Source organism: Streptomyces sp. WMMB 714, from assembly GCF_900090125.1.
GTDB lineage: Bacteria > Actinomycetota > Actinomycetes > Streptomycetales > Streptomycetaceae > Streptomyces > Streptomyces daqingensis.
This window is the reverse complement of record NZ_FMHJ01000014.1, coordinates 45,319-61,697: the sequence shown is the minus strand read 5'-3', so window position 1 is coordinate 61,697 and position 16,379 is coordinate 45,319. Positions and strand designations below refer to the sequence as shown.

Sequence of the window (16,379 nt, the reverse complement as noted above, 5' to 3'; positions counted from 1 at the left end):
CCATGCCGTCTGCCTGAAACACCGTGGGGGGTACCCATGAATCCGCTCGCACGACGCCTCACCGCCACCACCGCACTCCTCACCGCCCTCGCGCTCACCACCGCATGTGCCAAGTCGGAGGACGACGCCGCGGGCAAGTCCTCCGGCTCCCAGGGAGGCGGGCAGGTCGCCGCCGAACCCACGAAGGGCGCCAAGACCTGCACCGTCGGCCAGTACGGCGGCAAGAAGCTGGACCTGAAGAAGGCCACCGTCGGCTTCTCCCAGTCCGAGAAGGAAGCGAACCCCTTCCGGATAGCCGAGACCGCCTCGCTGAAGGCGGAGGCGAAGAAGCGCGGCGTCAAGCTGCTGTCGGCCAACGCCCAGTCGCAGTTCTCCAAGCAGATCAGCGACGTGCAGGACCTCATCTCCAAGGGCGCCGACCTGCTGGTCATCGCACCGCTCAACTCGGACGGCTGGGAGCCGGTGCTCAAGCAGGCCGCCGCCAAGAAGATCCCGATCGTCACCGTCGACCGGAAGATCAACGCCAAGGCGTGCGACGACTACGTCAGCTTCATCGGCTCCGACTTCGTCGAGCAGGGCCGCCGCGCCGCCGACCAGATGATCAAGGCCACCGGAGGGAAGGGCAAGGTAGCCATCCTGCTCGGCACCCCCGGCAACAACGTCACCACCGAGCGCACCGAGGGCTTCCGCGACCGCATCGAGCAGAAGGCGCCCGGGCTGAAGGTCGTCTTCAAGCAGACCGGTGAGTTCGCCCGCGAGAAGGGCCAGCAGGTCACCGAGCAGCTCATCCAGTCGAAGCCGGACATCGACGGGATCTACGCCGAGAACGACGAGATGGGCCTCGGCGCCGTCAACGCCCTCAAGAGCGCGGGCAAGAAGGCCGGCGACGTGAAGATCGTGACGGTGGACGGCACACGCAACGCCGTGCAGGGCGTCACCGACAAGTGGATCCACGGCGTCATCGAGTCCAACCCCCGCTTCGGCCCGCTCGCGTTCTCGACACTCGACGACTTCACGAGCGGCAAGAAGGTCGCCCAGACCATCGTCATCAAGGACCGCGTCTACACCCGCGCCAACGCCGAGCGGGACCTGAGCAAGGCGTACTGATGGCGGAGTACGTGCTCTCCACCCGGTCGCTGACCAAGCGCTTCCCCGGCGTCCTCGCCCTGGACCGCGTCGACTTCGGCGTGCGGGCAGGCGAGGTGCACGCCCTCATCGGCGAGAACGGCGCGGGCAAGTCCACCCTCATCAAGGTGCTGACGGGCGTGTACGCGCCGGACGGGGGAGAGGTGCTGCGCGACGGCGGGGCCGCCTCGTTCGGCACCCCGCTGGCCGCCCAGCAGGCGGGGATCTCCACCATCTACCAGGAGGTCAACCTCGTCCCGCTGATGAGCGTGGCCCGCAACCTGTTCCTGGGGCGTGAGCCGAGAGGCCGGTTCGGGCTGATCGACTTCGACCGGATGCACCGGGAGAGCGAGCGGATCCTGAGCGAGTACGGCGTGCGCACCGACGTGCGCCGGCCGCTCGGCGAACTCGGCGTCGGCGCGCAGCAGATGGTCGCCCTCGCCCGGGCTGTCTGGGTCGACGCGAGAGTCGTCGTCATGGACGAGCCGACCTCGTCGCTGGAGCCCCGGGAGGTGGAGACCCTCTTCGGCGTCATCCGGCGGCTGCGGGACCGGGGCGTGGCCGTGGTCTACGTCAGCCACCGGCTCGACGAGCTGTACGCCGTCTGCGACTCCGTCACCGTGCTGCGGGACGGGCGCACCGTCCACACCGGCCCCCTGCAGGGCCTCGAACGGCTGCGGCTGGTCTCGATGATGCTCGGACGGGAGATCGGCGAGGTCCGGGCCGAAGGCACCACCAAGTTCGGCGGCGACCACGAGGCGGCCTCCGCCGAGCCGGTGCTGCGCGTCGACGGCCTCAGCGTGCAACATCAGCTGCACGACGTCTCCTTCGCCGTGCGGCCCGGTGAAGTGGTGGGCCTGGGCGGCCTGCTGGGGTCGGGACGCACCGAGACCGCGAAGTCCGTCGCCGGCGCCCTGCCGCCCAGCGCGGGACGGGTCACCGTCGCCGGCGCCCGCGTGCGTACGGGCTCGCCGGGAGCCGCCATCCGCGCGGGCATATCCCTGCTCCCCGAGGACCGCAAGACCGAAGGGATCGTCCCGGGACTGTCGGTGCGCGAGAACATCGCGCTCGCCGTGCTGCCCCGCCTGTCGCGGGCGGGTCTGGTCTCGGAGGCACGGATCGACTCCCTGGTGCGCACCTTCATGGAGAGGCTGCGGATCAAGGCGTCCTCGCCGCACCAGAAGGCGGGCGAACTGTCCGGCGGCAACCAGCAGAAGGTCCTGCTGGCGCGCTGGCTGGCCGCCGAGCCGCGCGTGCTGCTGCTGGACGAGCCCACACGCGGCATCGACGTCGGAGCGAAGGCCGAGGTGCAGAAGCTGGTGGACGAACTGGCCGCCGACGGCCTCGGCGTGCTGCTGATCTCCTCCGACCTGGAGGAGCTGATCGAGGGCTCCGACCGGGTCGTGGTGCTGCGCGACGGGGTAGTGGTCGGCGAGCTGACCGGGGACGAGGTCACGGAGGACCGGCTGATGGAGGCCATCGCCGCGGCTGCCGAAGAGGAGCCGCACCTGGCGGACGCCGCGCCCGGCGATGTGCGGAAGGCGGCGGCACATGACTGACACCGCCGCCGCCGCCCGCACCGTGCCCGACCGGGCCGCCCTCCACGCCTGGCTCCAGGCGTACGGCGTCTACGTGGGCGTCGCGGTGCTGCTGCTGTTCAACATCGCCTTCACCGACCACTTCCTGTCCGCGGAGAACTTCCGCACGCAGGCCGTGCAGGTGGCGCCCATCCTGATCGTGGCGCTGGGCATGGCCCTGGCCATCGGCTCCGAGGGCATCGACCTGTCGGTCGGCTCGGTCATGGCCCTCTCCACCTCCCTGGTGGCTCTCTACCTGGGGTACGGGCCGTGGATCGCGCTGCTGGTGGCGGTGCTCGGCGGCGTCGCGGTCGGCCTGGTCAACGGCTCCCTGATCGCCTTCGTCGGGGTGCAGCCCATCGTGGCGACGCTGGCGCTGATGGTCGGCGGGCGCGGCCTGGCCCTCGTCCTGCTGCCTCAGCTGAAGGACGTACGCGACCCGGGGATGCGGGCCCTCGGATCGGGGGACGTCCTGGGCGTCCCGTACCCGGTCCTGATCGCAGTGGCCCTCGTCGCCGTGGTGGCCTTCACCGTGCGGCGCACGACCTTCGGCCGCCAGCTGCTCGCGATCGGCGACAGCCGCCCGGCGGCCCGGCTCGCCGGACTGCCCGTGCGCAGGGTGCTGGTGTACGTCTACATCGCCTCCGGCGCCCTGGCAGCCGTCGCCGGCTTCCTCGCCACGGCCCGCCTCCAGGCCAGCGACCCCACGTCCCTGGGCACCCTCATAGAGCTCTCGGCCATCACGGCCGTCGTGGTGGGCGGCACCCCGCTGAGCGGCGGACGGGTACGCATCGGCGGCACCGTCGCCGGCGCCGTACTGATCCAGCTCCTGACCGCCACGCTCGTCAAGCACGACCTTCCGCCTTCGTGGACGCAGATGGCGCAGGCCGTCGTCATCGTGGCCGCGGTGTACGCGGCACGCGAGAGGGGGAAGCGATGAGCGTCGCGAAGAGCCGTCACGACGGCACCGGCAACGCGCCCGGCGAGGGCGGGTCCCCCGGCCCGTCGAAGCCGGCGGGGGCGGTGAAGCCGGCGGGCGCGGCCGCCCACGGCGGAACGGGCACACGCGCCGACCGGTGGAGCACCTTCGCCCAACAGCACGGCGCGCTGGTCGCGTTGCTGCTGACGGTGCTGATCGCCTCGGCGTCGTTCGACTCGTTCGCCGGCGCCGGGAACCTCAAGAACATCGCCGTCTCCTCCGCGTTCCTGGCGATCGTCGCCCTCGGCATGACGTTCGTGATCGTCTCCGGCGGCATCGACCTCTCGGTGGGCTCCGTCTTCGTCCTCGGGGGCGTCCTCGCGGCCTGGGGATCGAAGTACGGGCCTGCCGTCGCGCTGCTGCTGCCGCTGGCGGTGTGCGGCGCGATCGGGCTGGTCAACGGCCTTCTGATCGCCCGCGCCCGGCTGGCACCGTTCATCGTCACGCTCGCGGCGATGCTGGGCGCCCGCGGGCTGATGCTCAACATCACCGACGAGGGCAACGACACCTTCCTCATAGCGAAGGACTCGCTCTTCGCCGACCTGGGGCGCGGCAAGCTGCTCGGCATCGGCGCACCGGTGTGGATCACGCTGGCCCTGTTCCTGCTCGGCGGTCTCCTCCTGCGCCGTACGCGTTTCGGCCAGCAGGTCTACGCGGTCGGAGGCAACGAGGACGCCGCCTCGCTCATGGGGACCTCGGTGAGCCGCACGAAGGTGACGGTGTACGCGATGTCCGGTCTGCTCGCCGGACTGGCCGGGGCGCTCAACGCCGCATGGCTGGCCTCCGGCGTGACCATCCTGGGCCAGGGCATGGAGCTGGAGGCGATCTCCGCCGTCGTCATCGGCGGCACGCTGCTGACGGGCGGGCTGGGCTACGTCAGCGGCTCCCTCGTCGGCGTACTGCTGCTGAAGGTCATCCAGAACATCATCAACCAGATCGGCTCCCTCGACTCCGCGTACCAGCAGGTCGTCAGCGGCGCCTTCCTCGTGGTGGTCGTGGTCGTGCAGACCTGGCTGGGCCGCCGCCGCAAGGCCCGGCTCACCGCGCCCGGCTGACGGGACGAAGGAACGCGACGAAGAGACGCGGCGGAGGACGGGGCGAACGGACGGGCGACGCCGGGACCCGGGGCCGCCCGGCGCACGTCCCGGCGGCTGCCCGCCGAACCGCACGGGAGCGGTGCCCCACCCCGCCGCCCCGCCTTTCGTCGGCAGCGGGCTTCCCCCGGGCGTCCGCGCAGGCCGCGGAGCCTTCCGCGCCGCCCCCTCGTACCGGGGACGGCGCGCCGTCATGTTCCGGCGGTGCGGCGGGACATGGGGGAGGGGGACATGACGGGAGCGGGACACGGCGGGACGGCGCGGTGGCGGGGCCAGGAGCAGCGCCCGGGCGCTGAACGGATGATCCCGATATGCGCGCGATGAGCACTTCGTATATCTCTGAGTGGTGATCAGCGGCGCCCAGGTCGAAGGCCGCCCAGGACCGGACGCCGCCGCATCGCGTGACACGCGTACCCGTGCCCACCCCACAGCCAAGGGAAGCCGCATGACTGACACGCTCAGACGCGCCACTCTCACCGCAGTCACGGGCCTCGGCCTGTGCCTCACCCTCCTGCCCGCCGGACAGGCGTTCGCGCAGTCGCCGACCACCCGCGTCCCCTGCAACGACATCCCCGCGCTGAAGGCCGCCATCACCAAGGCGAACACCAGCGGCGGCCGGATCACCCTCGCGTCCCGCTGCACCTACACCCTGACCGCCCCCGACAACGCGGACGACGGGCTTCCGGAGATCACCGGGAACGTGACCCTGACCGGCGACCGCACCACGATCCGGCGCGCCCCGGACGCCACCCAGGACTTCCGCGTCCTCCACGTGGTCTCCGGCGGCACGCTGACCCTGAACTCCCTCGGAATCAGCGGCGGTTCGCTCGCCGACGACAACGGCGGCGGCGTCGCCAACGAGGACGGCACCCTGAACCTGAACCGCACGATGGTCAGGGGTAACCACGCCGAGATGGGCGGGGGCCTCTACAACACCGGCGGCAAGCTCAACCTCGACCGCAGCACCGCCGAGCGCAACTCCACGGACGCCTGGGGCGCCGGGGTCTTCAACACGGGCGGCGGCACGATGAAGATGACCGGCGGGTCGCTCCGCGACAACCGCGCCCTCAACAACGGCGGCGGGCTGGAGAACATCTCGGGGACCGCGTATCTGCACCACGTCTCGGTCAGGGGCAACACCGCGCTCGAAGGCGGCGGCATCCGCCAGACGATCGGCGCCACCCTGCGTCTCAGGTCGACCGAGGTACGGGACAACATCGCCGTGTCGGGCGGGGGCATGTCGAACAACGGCAGCACGGCGACGCTGGTTCAGAGCCTCGTCACCCGCAACACGGCGATCACCACCGGCGGCGGCATCATCAACGAGGCCGACGGCCAGGTCACGCTCACCGACAGCCGAGTCGTCCGCAACAGGCCGGACAACTGCGTGCCCCAGGGCACCATCGCCGGCTGCTCGGACCCCGCGGGCCGCACCGTTCCGCCCGCCGCGAAGCTGCCGCCGGCCACCGACACCAAGGCCCTCCGCTGATCCCGCGGAGGAGGGACGCGGTGCTGAGCGGGTGAGCAAGTCGGCCGCGCCGCAGGCAGGTTGACCCCTTACGTGCGGCTGCGCGCACCTGCCACCACGGCGACGGGCCACCACGTGACGGAGAGCGGGACCTGGGAGACGGGTCCCGCTCTCTGCCTTCACGACAGGGAATGCCGAACTCGCGTCCATGGTGAGGGGGTTGCACGATGGCGGGAGGAGGACCGGCACGGGGGAGAGGGCAACTGGCGTCCGACCGGCCACCGTTGCGGCGAGCGGGGGTTGTGGTGTCTCGTGACGGAGGTGAACGACCGGTCGCCGAGGAGCGGTCGTCATGCCGGCCGGGACGGTGAGTTCACCGGTGAGTTCACCGGAGCCGCGTGCCGCCGAGGACACCGGCCGTGGTCGCGCGCCCATGCCACATGACCAGAGGGGGACAAGCGATGAAGTTCCGTCCGTTGGGTGATCCCGCCGTGCAGGTGTCCGCCGTCGGACTCGGCTGCATGGGCATGTCCATCGCTTACGGTCCCGCTGACGAGCGGGAGAGTCTCGCCACCCTCGACCGGGCCGCCGAGCTGGGCGTCAACCTCCTCGACACGGCAGACGTCTACGGCCTCGGCGCGAACGAGGAGCTCATCGGCCGCTGGCTGGGCCGTCGCGGCCGCGACGCCGTCTTCCTCTCCACCAAGTTCGCGCTGAAGCGGGGCGCCACGACGGGGAGGGTGGACGAGGTCGACACCTCTGCCGCGTACGTACCGGAGGCCTGCGACGCCTCTCTGGCCAGGCTCGGGACGGAACACATCGACCTGTACTACATGCACCGCCGCGACCCGGCCGTACCCGTCGAGGAGACCGTGGGCGCCATGGCGGCGCTCGTCGAGGCCGGAAAGGTCCGCTTCCTCGGACTCTCCGAGGTCAGCCCCCGGACCCTGCGCCGGGCGCATGCCGTGCACCCCATCACCGCCGTCCAGCTCGAGTACTCGCTCTTCACCAGGGACGTGGTGGAGGGCGGGATGCTCGCCACCTGCCGCGAACTCGGCGTCGCCGTCGTGGCGTACTCACCGCTCGGCCGCGGCATGCTCGGGGGCGCGCTGCACTCCCGCGAGGCTCTGTCCGAAGGGGACAACCGCCGGAGGTGGCCGCGCTTCGCCGAGGAGAACATCGACGGCAACCTCGCTCTGGTGGAAGCCGTCCGGGACGTCGCCGAACAGATCGGCTGCACGCCCGCCCAGGCAGCTCTGTCCTGGCTCCTCGCCCAAGGCGAGGACATCGTCCCCATTCCGGGGACCAAGCGCAGGCGATACCTGGAGGAGAACTGCCAAGCCGCGGACGTGACGCTCACTCCGGCTCAGGTCGCTCTCCTGCGCGAGGCGGTGCCACCTCAGGCCGTGACCGGCGGACGCTACCCCGCTCAGGCACTGGCCCGCCTCGGACACTGAACCGCGGCGACGCACGGCTCGTCGCACCGGCACGGACGGTGCTCGCTGAGGGGAGCGGCGTCCCGGCGACCGGCCACGCTCCCCTGCCCGGCGCACCGCGTCCCACGCTGATCCACCGTTTCTGCACCGGCCCCGGTTGTTCGCCGGGCCGGAGCGGCTCGCTGAACAACTCCCGGCGCGCTGAACTGCCTTGTGACTGCGCAGCGGCCTGGCCGGCCGTGCCGGAGACAAGGAGACGCCGTGGGCGGAGCGCTGGACGAGGGCGAGGCGGAACCACAGCCGGAGATCGTGGATTGGCCGACGCAGGTCACCTTGGGGGTGACGCTCGTCGTCATGGCGGGTCTGATGTGGCTGCCGATCGCCGGCCGGTTCCACCAATGGGAGTCCGAGACGGGTGTGGAGGGTCTTCTGGCGTTCGCCTCCATGGTCTTCGCCGTCCGTTCGCACAAGGGCCGGCACAAGGCCCGCATCATCACGACGGTCCTGGTGGGGCTGCTCTTTCTCAGCCTCGGACCGATCATCGGGATCGGCTTCGCGGAGGACGGCCTGGTGGACGGGACGGAGTACGCCGTCCTGGGCATCGCCGCGTCACTGTGCTCCTTCGCCGGGGTCGCGCTGCTCTGGGCGCCGCCGTCCGCCGACTACTTCCGCGAAGTCCGCCTGCGGCGCGAGCGGAAGGAGTAGCGGCGGGACGGACGGCGCTCTGCCCTCGGTGTGACGTGGGCCGGGCCGACGGCCGTAACCGTGGAACCGTTCCTGAAGGGACCGCCCGACTTCAGCCCGCGTGAACGCGGTTGCCGTGTCAGGGATGCGTCGTCCGGGCGGTACCGGTGCAACACCCCACTCGGAGAAGACACTTCACGAACTTCCCCGGATTTCCCTGACTCCTTGGATTCCCGGGCTTCTTGGATCGGCCGGAAGGACCGAGGCGGCCTCGGCGGCATCGTTTAGCGCCCCTTTGGCCCCGGCCGCGAGGCTTGCGGACAGCCTGCCGGGCGCGGAGCCGGCCTCCGTGGCACAGGCGGGATGTGGCCGACGGGGCAGCAGCCGGGACAAGGAGTGAAGAGATGACGCAGTACCTGATCTCGTTCGACGAGGCGGCGATGGTCCTCCCCGAAGGGGAGCTGCTCGAAGTGGCGAAGGCCGCGCACGCGGTGGAGCAGGAAGCCAAGGACGCCGGCGTATGGGTGTTCGGCGGCGGGCTGAAGGACCACGGGGAGGCGAGCGTGGTGGGCACCGACGGTGCGGTGAGCGATGGCCCGGAGGGGGACGGCACGGGGCACCTCGGCGGGTTCGCGGTCGTCGACGTTGCCTCCCGCGACGACGCGGTGAAGTGGGCCGCCAGGATCGCCCAGGCCTGCCGCTGTCCTCAGCAGGTCCGCGAGTTCATGCCCGATCCGACAGCTTGACGATGTGGGCAGCTGAGCTGCGAGGCAGCCCAGCTGCCGCTCGAGCCGTACGCCGCCGGACCGGAGTGCAGACCGGCCCGGCGGCGTTTGTAGGGTCTGACCCATGGAGACGTGGAACGGGCAGGCGGCGGTCGCCCCGCCCAATTCAGGGGTGTGGCAGGCACCGACGGAGCAGGAGCAGCGGCTGTACGAGGCGAAGACGCGCGGCGACTGGGCCGCCTACTTCGATGTGCTCGCCGAATGCGAACTGTTCATGTCGATGTCCCGGCTCCAGGCCGACGGGCTGGACAGCGGCCCCCCTGCTCAGCCCTTCTGGAGCCCCGTCGTCGGGCAGTGGTGCGAAGTCGTCGTGACCGAGGGCGTGTTGCCCGCCCCGTCACCCGACCTCGTCTTCATCCTTCTCTCCCTGGACGCGGTCGCCAAGTTGTGGGAGGACAACACCGAATGGCTGGCCGTCAATCCGGGCACTCCGCTGGAGGCGTACTTCCCGCCGAATCCCGCTCTGTGGAAATGGCACGCCGGCCGCGGCAAGGGACCGAACGGGAACCTGGGAAAGCTGCGCACGCTCAGGGTGGGCGGCGTGCTCCAGGGCCCGGTCGCCCACGGCCTCGGCTGCGGCGCCCTGATGAGCGTCCTCAACGGCTCGCTGTGGAACGCGATGGGCTACCACGGGGGCGGTTACTTCGCAGAGCGGCAGACCCTGGAGGACTGGTGGGGGGTGACGGACCGGCAGAGCTGGCAGAAGGCCCAGGAGAACCTCCTCAACGGCCGAAGCGTCAGCGGCGTCTGGGAGTTCGTGCTGGACGTCCGCAGGTCCCTTGCCCGGCAGTTCGGAGGACAGGTCGACGTGGCGCTCTGGCGGGACGCCGCCGAGCGCCATCTGCGCGCCGTCGCCGCCGAGTCCGGGGAAGGGGCTTCGGAGGCCGAGATCGCAGGGGTGAAGCAGCTCATCGGCCGTATCACCCGCTACGAGGCCCGGTTCCGCGCCGACGGCGTCCTCGGGGCCAACGACCAGGTCCGCTCCGTCCTGGCATGGGACTACGGACGTGCCGCCAGCATGGCCCGCTGGGGTGTCGGCGCCCGCTTCTGCGACATCGCGGAGGCGGAGCAGGCGGTGATCCGGACCTCCCGCGTCAGCCAGGTCACTTACCACTCCTGGAAGGACTTCGCGGCCGGATACATTCTCGGCCGCTGCCTCCATTTCGACGAGGAGCACTTCGGCAACTGGTACACGGAGATGCTGGACGCGTACCGGGTGCTGGACTCGCATCCGGAGAGTCCCTGGCTCACCCTCCCCTGGAGGTAGCGGAGCGACCGGGGGCCCATAACCCGTGCTCCCCGCGGGAGTTGTGGAACCGGCAGGGCAGCGGGCCCAGTCCCGGAGCACCGGGTATCCGAGGTCCGGACCCGGTCCGGTGGCCTCAGACGCGGGTGAGACGGGCGAGGAGCCCCCGGTGCGCCCATCCTGTCCGGCGCAGTCCGAGCCAGACGTAGTAGGCGGCGATGCCGGTCGCGAGCGCAGCGGCACCGAGCGCGGACGGGACAGCGTCGATGACGGCGATCGCGACCACTACTGCGACGAGCCCGTCGAACTGCCAGGCCACGACGCGGAGTCCGGAGAGATCGCCGAGCGGCGTGACCACGGGGAGGAGGAGTTCGAGCGGCAGGTGCAGTTTCATCTCCCGCAGGAATCTGGCACCGAGCACCACGGTGAGTGACCCGGCGAGAAGCAGAAGCGCACCGGCGGGAGTCGTGTCGCGGAGCGGCCACGAGGCGACGATCGCGAGAACCCCTCCCGCGAACGTGCCGACGGTGACGGCGAGGACGGGCCATGCGAGGGTCCGGGCGAGCGTCCCTCCCCACCATTCGCCGTACAGCGGGGGCAGCGTCAGTTCGTCGCGCAGCCCACGCCAGGTCTCGCTCACCCACCCGGAGCCCAGGTAGACGCAGACCGCTCCGCCGATCCACGACGACAGGGCCAGGCGGCCTTCGGGAGCGGCTGCACCGAGCGTCAGCACGGCGCCACCGGTCAGCAGGAGCATCACGGCGGCCGTCGCGCGGCCGGGTGTGCGCAGTGCGCGGATCGCGCCTTGCGAGAGGTAGCCGCGGAGGGTGCCGTCGGTACGGATCAGGGCCGTGGTGCGGCCGCGCGGCTCGGGGCGGTAGAGGTCGAGTGCGTGGTGGAGCGTGCCCGTCCAGGCATAGGTCTGGGCCTGGGAGGCGCGTGCCGATTCACGTGCCAGCCTGGCGAGATCGACAGCGGGGACCGACCGGAAGCCGGCCCGCCCGAGGACGGCGGCCGTGGTCACCAGCGCGAGGGCAGCGAGCCACAGGCCGCCCCCGCCCTGCGGGAAGGTGTGGCTGATCACGGTGACGGCGAGCGCCCCGGCTCCCGCACCGGAAGCGAGCAGCAAGTTGCCCGGCATCTCCCGTACTTGGCCCCACAGCCAGGCCGTGGCGGCGAGGGCGCTGAGCCCCGCGGCGACCGAGAGGCTCTGCAGCGCGGTGCCGACGTCGTGGAAGAGGTCGGTGGTGAGGTAAGCCGCCGTACACGTCGAAAGCAGTACGGCCGCACCCGCGAAGCCGAGCCGGCGCCTGGCGATCGTGCCGAGGTAGGCAGCCGGGGAGATGTCGGTGGTGGTGAACACGTGCAGGAGGAAGGGCAGGATCACCAGCGGTCCCCAGAACCGGCCGGCGAGTTGGGCGCCCCAGCACACAACTGCCGCGAGCGCGCAGACGAAGGGAACCGCGTCGGCGGGGGAGTCCACGGGAACGAGCGCCGGCGACGTACTGGCGGTGTAGACGACCGGCACCAGGTAGATGAGAGCGAACAGCGCGACGAGGTAGACGGTGTATGCGCGGCCTCGCACGGTGGAGCGGTCGCCCCTGCGGGCGTACTGGTGCCACACGGCGTGGACGCGGCTCTTGGCGTCGGCTTCCGGCGCGGCGATGCTGCGTGTGGTCATCGCAGCTCCACGCGGCCGTCGCACGCTTCCACCAGAGTGGGCTCGTGGGTGGCGATCAGGAACGCTGTGCCCTCCCCGGCCCTCTCGCTGAGCAGCGTGGCCACCAGGCCGACGCGGTGACTGTCGAGGTGCCGCTCGGGCTCGTCGAGCAGGACGACGGCGGCCGGACGCACGAACGTCAGCGCGAGGCTGAAGAGTTGAAGCTGCCCGGACGAGACCTGATGGGGAAACCGCTCACCCAGCGCGGTCAGTCCCAGACGCTCGACGACCTGCTCGGCGTGCTCGGAGGACGCGGAGGCGTTGCCGTACCAGGAGGCGGCGACCAACGTCACCTGCTCCCGCAAGGTCATGTCCCTTGCCACGGGGATCGGTTCGACAAGTGAGGCCACCATGCGCCGGTGGGCAGGCTTCGCCATGTCGGCGGGCTCGCCCATCACCGAGACCGAGCCGTCCGTCAGGCTCCGGCTGCCCAGGTAGGCCCGGAGGAGCGTGGTCTTCCCCGAACCGTTGCTGCCGGTGACGCTCCACAGCTCGCCGGGCATCACCTCGAAGGTCGTGGGGGCGAGCAACGTGGTCTCGCTCATCGTGACCGTCGCGCGGTCCGCGGCGATTGCAGGAACTCCGGTCACTTTCGCTCCAGAACGACGAGCATTTCCCGAGAGCGCGAGTCGTACTCCTCGCCCGCGTACGAACCGTTGACGTTCGTCACCTCCAAGCCGGACATCCCCGCCATGAGCCGTATCTCCGGCAGCGTTGCCCAGGTGGCGGCCTCGTGAAACGCCGTCAGGGTCGTCGCACTCTGGAGCAGGAAGATGCTCATGACGGCCTGGGAGGCGCGATCCGCCGTCTGAGTAATCGTCACCATCCGGTCCCGGCCCAGCGGGTAGGTCACTGACGTCGCGTCCCCGCCGTTCCGCAGGTATTCGGCGGGGTCGGTGCAGTCGAGGAATGCCGAACCCCCGGGCTTCAAGTGCCGTGCGATCACGCTGAGCAGATCGATCTTCTCGTCGTGGCTCTGGGCGAGGAAGAACGTGTTCCGCGACAGGACGACGGCGTCGAACTCGGAATCGAGCTTGAGATTCCGGAAGTCGGCTTCGACCACGTCGATCTCACGGTCACCGCGTTTGCTCTCGAGCAGGTCCAGCGACGGTCGGGAGGCGTCGACCGCCACGACCTCGGCTCCGGCGTCGGCGAGCGCGAACGACGAGACGCCCGTTCCCGCTCCCAGGTCGAGGACGGACCGGCCGTCCAGCGGCTGGTGCGAGGAGACCCACGAAACGAGCCCGGAACCGGGGGAGATCATCGACGACATCAGGTCGTAGGCATCGACGGCCGACGCGTCGTACACACTCGGGTCACTCACGGGGTCGACCTTTCTCCACCATCTCGTTGGCCAGGGTAATGGCACCGGGCAAATTGAATCCCACCTCTGCCGTCGAGCGGTCGCTGGCGCGTACGCCGGTCACTCGAGGTGCGAATCCGATGTTCGAGCGGAGTCGGAGGTTGCGCAAATTGCTCTCTACAATCTCGTTCGACCCGGGGAGGGTGTCGGCGATCACGATGGGACGCGTAGTGACCTGCAGCATCAGCAGGGCGGGCGAATCCGCCCTGCCCTGTGAGAGACGCATGAGGGTGTCCAAGGTCGCGGGAAAAATGATGAAACACTCGGAGTTCCCGCTCTCCCCGCTGTTGACCTCGGGTGGAAGTCCCGCTTCGTCCCAGGAGTCGGTCCACACCTGACCGTTGGCCAGATGACGCAGCGATCGAACTGCCACGAATCGTGCGGCGGACCGGGTCACGGAGACGTTGACGGTCAGGCCGGGTTGCACTTGCCGCAGCAGATGGATCCACCACGGTACAAGCGCCGCACTGATGGAACCGGTGATGTGCAGGTGCAGCTCAGCGCCCTCGAATTGCTCCATGTTCATCTGCCGGCTTCCTCAACGGCGCGCGGCCCGAGGGGAATCCACTCGGACGTGAGGATCGGTTTCATCCGTTGATCCGGCGGCGCACTGGGAAAGACGTTCATGAGAAGGAACTGGAGAGCTCTCGCGTTCTCGGCCGCAACCGCCCGGCTGGCGGCGAACACCAGTTGATACGGCACGCTCTGGGTGACCCATGAGAAATCCGCTTGGTTCGCACTCATGACGGAAAGCTGCTGCATGGCGTCGAACAGTGCTTTCGGTCCCCGGCTTCCGGGATTCCACAGCACCTGGGTCCACCCGTGCGGCACTTCCGGAGTTACGTCACGCCACGGCGTCGTCCCGTCGTCGTCGGGCACGGCTTCCCGGACCAGCAAGTGGACGTTCTGCACTCCCGGGTTGGGAGCGAAGAAGCGCCAGCCGGGTATGGGCCAGCCGCCGGTGAATTTTCGGAGGTCCTGGTTGTAGGAGTCAGGCGTGTTCTGCAGCACCGTCGAGACCAGGTGCGCGGCCAGCGCCCCGACGGCGAATGTGCCTGCTGCACTCCGGATCCGGTCACTCAGCATGTATGAACCTTCTGATCGCGCCTTCGACCTTCTCGGCGTGATTCTTGTTCCCGATGATCGAACGGTGCGCCGACCCGGCGACCAGCTCGAAGCCGGCTCCCAGCTTCTTCGCCAGCACCGACTGCTGCTCGGCGTTCTCACCTGATGCGACGACGAGCACCGATTCGACCGCGGCAAGATCCGCCAAAGCCTCATCGGTGGCGATGCTCTTGTACTCGCGGATCGAGTTGACGATGTTCTTCGGCGTGAACACGAACTGCACGTGGCTGTACTGGGTGTCGGGGGTGTATCCCGCCTGGCGCTCCACCGCGTTCGGCGCCCACTCATAGATCCCAGTGAGGGCGGCGAAGAGCGTGTGCACCTGCACCTGTACGAACTTGCCGAGCCGCCTGCGATCGGAACGGTCCGCCTCGAGCAGCTCCGGATCGGTGCCGTCTACCACGACGAGCTTGCGGATGCGGCCCGCGAAACGGGAGTCGCGTGCGTAGGAGGCTGCACTCAGAGAGCCGATCGAGTGCGTCACGACTGCGATGTCGCCCTTGACCCCGGCCTCTTCGAGGACGGCGGCGAGGATGTCGCCGCTGGAGGCGCGGGACTTCGTGAAGCCGTATCCGGACCGGTGGTATCGGATGACCGTGTGGTCCACGGCCAGCCGCTCCGCGACCCACTCCCACGACTCGAGGGACTGCCCCAAGCCGCACTCCAGGACGATCGCCGGCATCGAGTGGTCGGGTCCGCCCACAGGATGGTCGACGGCATACTCCACGTCACCGATCTCGCTGCGGAGCCGCGAGGCACCCTTGGGTCCGATCCGCCGCTGCTCAGCGATCTGACGCTTCTCGCGCGCGATCAGCGCACTCGCGAGGGTCACGCCTGCGGCGATTCCGGCGACGGACTTCTCGAACGTCCTCCGTTCACCCCGGGTGTCCAGCGCATAGCCGACCGCTCCGTGGGAGCCGACGAATCCCCAGACGAACCGCGGCAGTTCCATCGTCGCCGCCACGCCGAGATGGAACGACTTGACCGCGGACAGTGCGTAGGACGCCTGCTTGCGCGGCAGCACGTAGACGAGCGGGAAGGCCGTCTCCCACGCGACGGTGCCGATGGTCAGCGCCCTGCAGAGTCTCGGATGCCTGCGCAGCAGTTCCGCGGCCGGGCCACTGCCATAGGCTTCCGTCTGCAGGACTTCCGGCAGCGCATCCCCTTGGAGCCAGCTGCTGCCGAAGGCCTTGGAGATCCCGGAGACGGCGTAACTGAGTCCGGCCTGAAAGTTGACCGCGCGCAGGAAGAGGTCGTCGGACACCTGCTCGTCGGGTATCAGCGCGGTGAGGGCGCGATACTGCGTGATCACCGCAGTCATCTGGTCCGCGCCGTCCCGACCGTACGGTGTGCGGATCTCGCTCAACCGGTTGCACGTGCCGATGACTGCCGCCGCGGCGATCTGTGCCTTGCGGTTGCCGCGCGCCATCGCCAGCCCCGCCGAGGCGGCAAGCGTGACGCCGGCGAGTACCTTGGGTGTGCGCCGGTGGTCGAGTACGCGGCCGAGCCGGTGCCGCAGACTTCCCGGCGGGTACTGCTGAGCCGATACCCCCCGAAGATATCCGTCGTCATCGAAGACCTCTTTGAGGCTGAGGGTCTCCGCAGACGCAAGAATCTGCCCGATAGCGATCGGGAGGAACACGCGATCAGCCGCATTCTGAGCGGCGGTCGCACTCGGAGCGCCCTTCCGTCGCCGTTGCCGTCTCACCAAGTTCTTCGCTTTCCGTCTCGGACTTGCGCGCCGTCGTCAGAGCGAACAAAGGACGCGTGCCGGAGA

15 protein-coding genes are annotated in these 16,379 nt (G+C 69.8%); 9 read left to right on the top strand and 6 right to left on the bottom strand.

The features are described 5' to 3' along the window. Window positions 1–36 precede the first annotated feature (36 nt). The 9 genes from H181DRAFT_RS23090 to H181DRAFT_RS23050 all read left to right on the top strand — a co-directional run bounded on the left by H181DRAFT_RS23090 (window position 37) and on the right by H181DRAFT_RS23050 (window position 10,415). Complete coding sequence (locus tag H181DRAFT_RS23090) at window positions 37–1,107, top strand: ABC transporter substrate-binding protein (RefSeq protein ID WP_045866327.1); 1,071 nt, start codon at window positions 37–39, stop codon at window positions 1,105–1,107. Then, window positions 1,107–2,684 (top strand): sugar ABC transporter ATP-binding protein, encoded by a 1,578-nt coding sequence (locus H181DRAFT_RS23085; RefSeq protein WP_045866326.1) that lies wholly within the window; start codon window positions 1,107–1,109, stop codon window positions 2,682–2,684. The genes H181DRAFT_RS23090 and H181DRAFT_RS23085 overlap by 1 nt, the downstream gene beginning before the upstream one ends. Beyond that, the gene (locus tag H181DRAFT_RS23080; RefSeq protein ID WP_045866325.1) at window positions 2,677–3,642 is read left to right on the top strand and encodes an ABC transporter permease; all 966 of its coding nucleotides are present in this window, start codon (window positions 2,677–2,679) and stop codon (window positions 3,640–3,642) included. The genes H181DRAFT_RS23085 and H181DRAFT_RS23080 overlap by 8 nt, the downstream gene beginning before the upstream one ends. After that, the gene (locus H181DRAFT_RS23075) at window positions 3,639–4,736 is read left to right on the top strand and encodes an ABC transporter permease (protein WP_078895912.1); all 1,098 of its coding nucleotides are present in this window, start codon (window positions 3,639–3,641) and stop codon (window positions 4,734–4,736) included. The genes H181DRAFT_RS23080 and H181DRAFT_RS23075 overlap by 4 nt, the downstream gene beginning before the upstream one ends. Before the next feature lie 484 nt (window positions 4,737–5,220). Next, window positions 5,221–6,264: a hypothetical protein gene (locus tag H181DRAFT_RS23070; RefSeq protein WP_052708687.1), complete on the top strand. Its 1,044-nt coding sequence runs from the start codon at window positions 5,221–5,223 to the stop codon at window positions 6,262–6,264. Window positions 6,265–6,704: 440 nt separating this feature from the next. Further along, on the top strand, window positions 6,705–7,700 hold the full coding sequence (locus tag H181DRAFT_RS23065; protein WP_045866324.1) for an aldo/keto reductase: 996 nt from the start codon (window positions 6,705–6,707) through the stop codon (window positions 7,698–7,700). 240 nt (window positions 7,701–7,940) lie between these two features. Then, the gene (locus H181DRAFT_RS23060) at window positions 7,941–8,384 is read left to right on the top strand and encodes a hypothetical protein (protein ID WP_045866323.1); all 444 of its coding nucleotides are present in this window, start codon (window positions 7,941–7,943) and stop codon (window positions 8,382–8,384) included. Between the two features lie 383 nt (window positions 8,385–8,767). Then, window positions 8,768–9,109: a YciI family protein gene (locus H181DRAFT_RS23055; RefSeq protein ID WP_045866322.1), complete on the top strand. Its 342-nt coding sequence runs from the start codon at window positions 8,768–8,770 to the stop codon at window positions 9,107–9,109. A 103-nt stretch (window positions 9,110–9,212) separates the two neighbouring features. After that, window positions 9,213–10,415, top strand: coding sequence for a DUF1266 domain-containing protein (locus H181DRAFT_RS23050; protein ID WP_045866321.1), 1,203 nt, complete (start codon window positions 9,213–9,215; stop codon window positions 10,413–10,415). A gap of 115 nt (window positions 10,416–10,530) precedes the next feature. On the opposite strand, the gene H181DRAFT_RS23045 is transcribed toward H181DRAFT_RS23050, so the two are convergent. Genes H181DRAFT_RS23045 through H181DRAFT_RS23020 form a run of 6 tightly spaced genes read right to left on the bottom strand, consistent with a single transcriptional unit; the run spans window position 10,531 to window position 16,244 of the window. Beyond that, a complete protein-coding gene (locus H181DRAFT_RS23045) occupies window positions 10,531–12,075 on the bottom strand; it encodes a hypothetical protein (protein WP_045866320.1) in 1,545 nt (514 codons plus the stop codon). Then, complete coding sequence (locus H181DRAFT_RS23040) at window positions 12,072–12,704, bottom strand: ABC transporter ATP-binding protein (protein WP_045866319.1); 633 nt, start codon at window positions 12,702–12,704, stop codon at window positions 12,072–12,074. The genes H181DRAFT_RS23045 and H181DRAFT_RS23040 overlap by 4 nt, the downstream gene beginning before the upstream one ends. After that, on the bottom strand, window positions 12,701–13,438 hold the full coding sequence (locus H181DRAFT_RS23035; RefSeq protein WP_045866318.1) for a class I SAM-dependent methyltransferase: 738 nt from the start codon (window positions 13,436–13,438) through the stop codon (window positions 12,701–12,703). Before H181DRAFT_RS23035 ends, H181DRAFT_RS23040 begins: the two co-directional genes overlap by 4 nt. After that, entirely contained in the window at window positions 13,431–14,003 is a 573-nt protein-coding gene (locus tag H181DRAFT_RS23030) for a CypD family RiPP peptide-cysteine decarboxylase (RefSeq protein ID WP_045866317.1), read from the bottom strand. Before H181DRAFT_RS23030 ends, H181DRAFT_RS23035 begins: the two co-directional genes overlap by 8 nt. After that, window positions 14,000–14,563, bottom strand: coding sequence for a DUF5819 family protein (locus tag H181DRAFT_RS23025; RefSeq protein WP_045866316.1), 564 nt, complete (start codon window positions 14,561–14,563; stop codon window positions 14,000–14,002). Before H181DRAFT_RS23025 ends, H181DRAFT_RS23030 begins: the two co-directional genes overlap by 4 nt. Continuing rightward, window positions 14,553–16,244 carry an alpha/beta fold hydrolase gene (locus H181DRAFT_RS23020; protein ID WP_254666949.1) on the bottom strand — a complete coding sequence of 564 codons (1,692 nt, stop codon included), beginning with the start codon at window positions 16,242–16,244 and terminating at the stop codon, window positions 14,553–14,555. The genes H181DRAFT_RS23025 and H181DRAFT_RS23020 overlap by 11 nt, the downstream gene beginning before the upstream one ends. Window positions 16,245–16,379 lie beyond the last annotated feature (135 nt).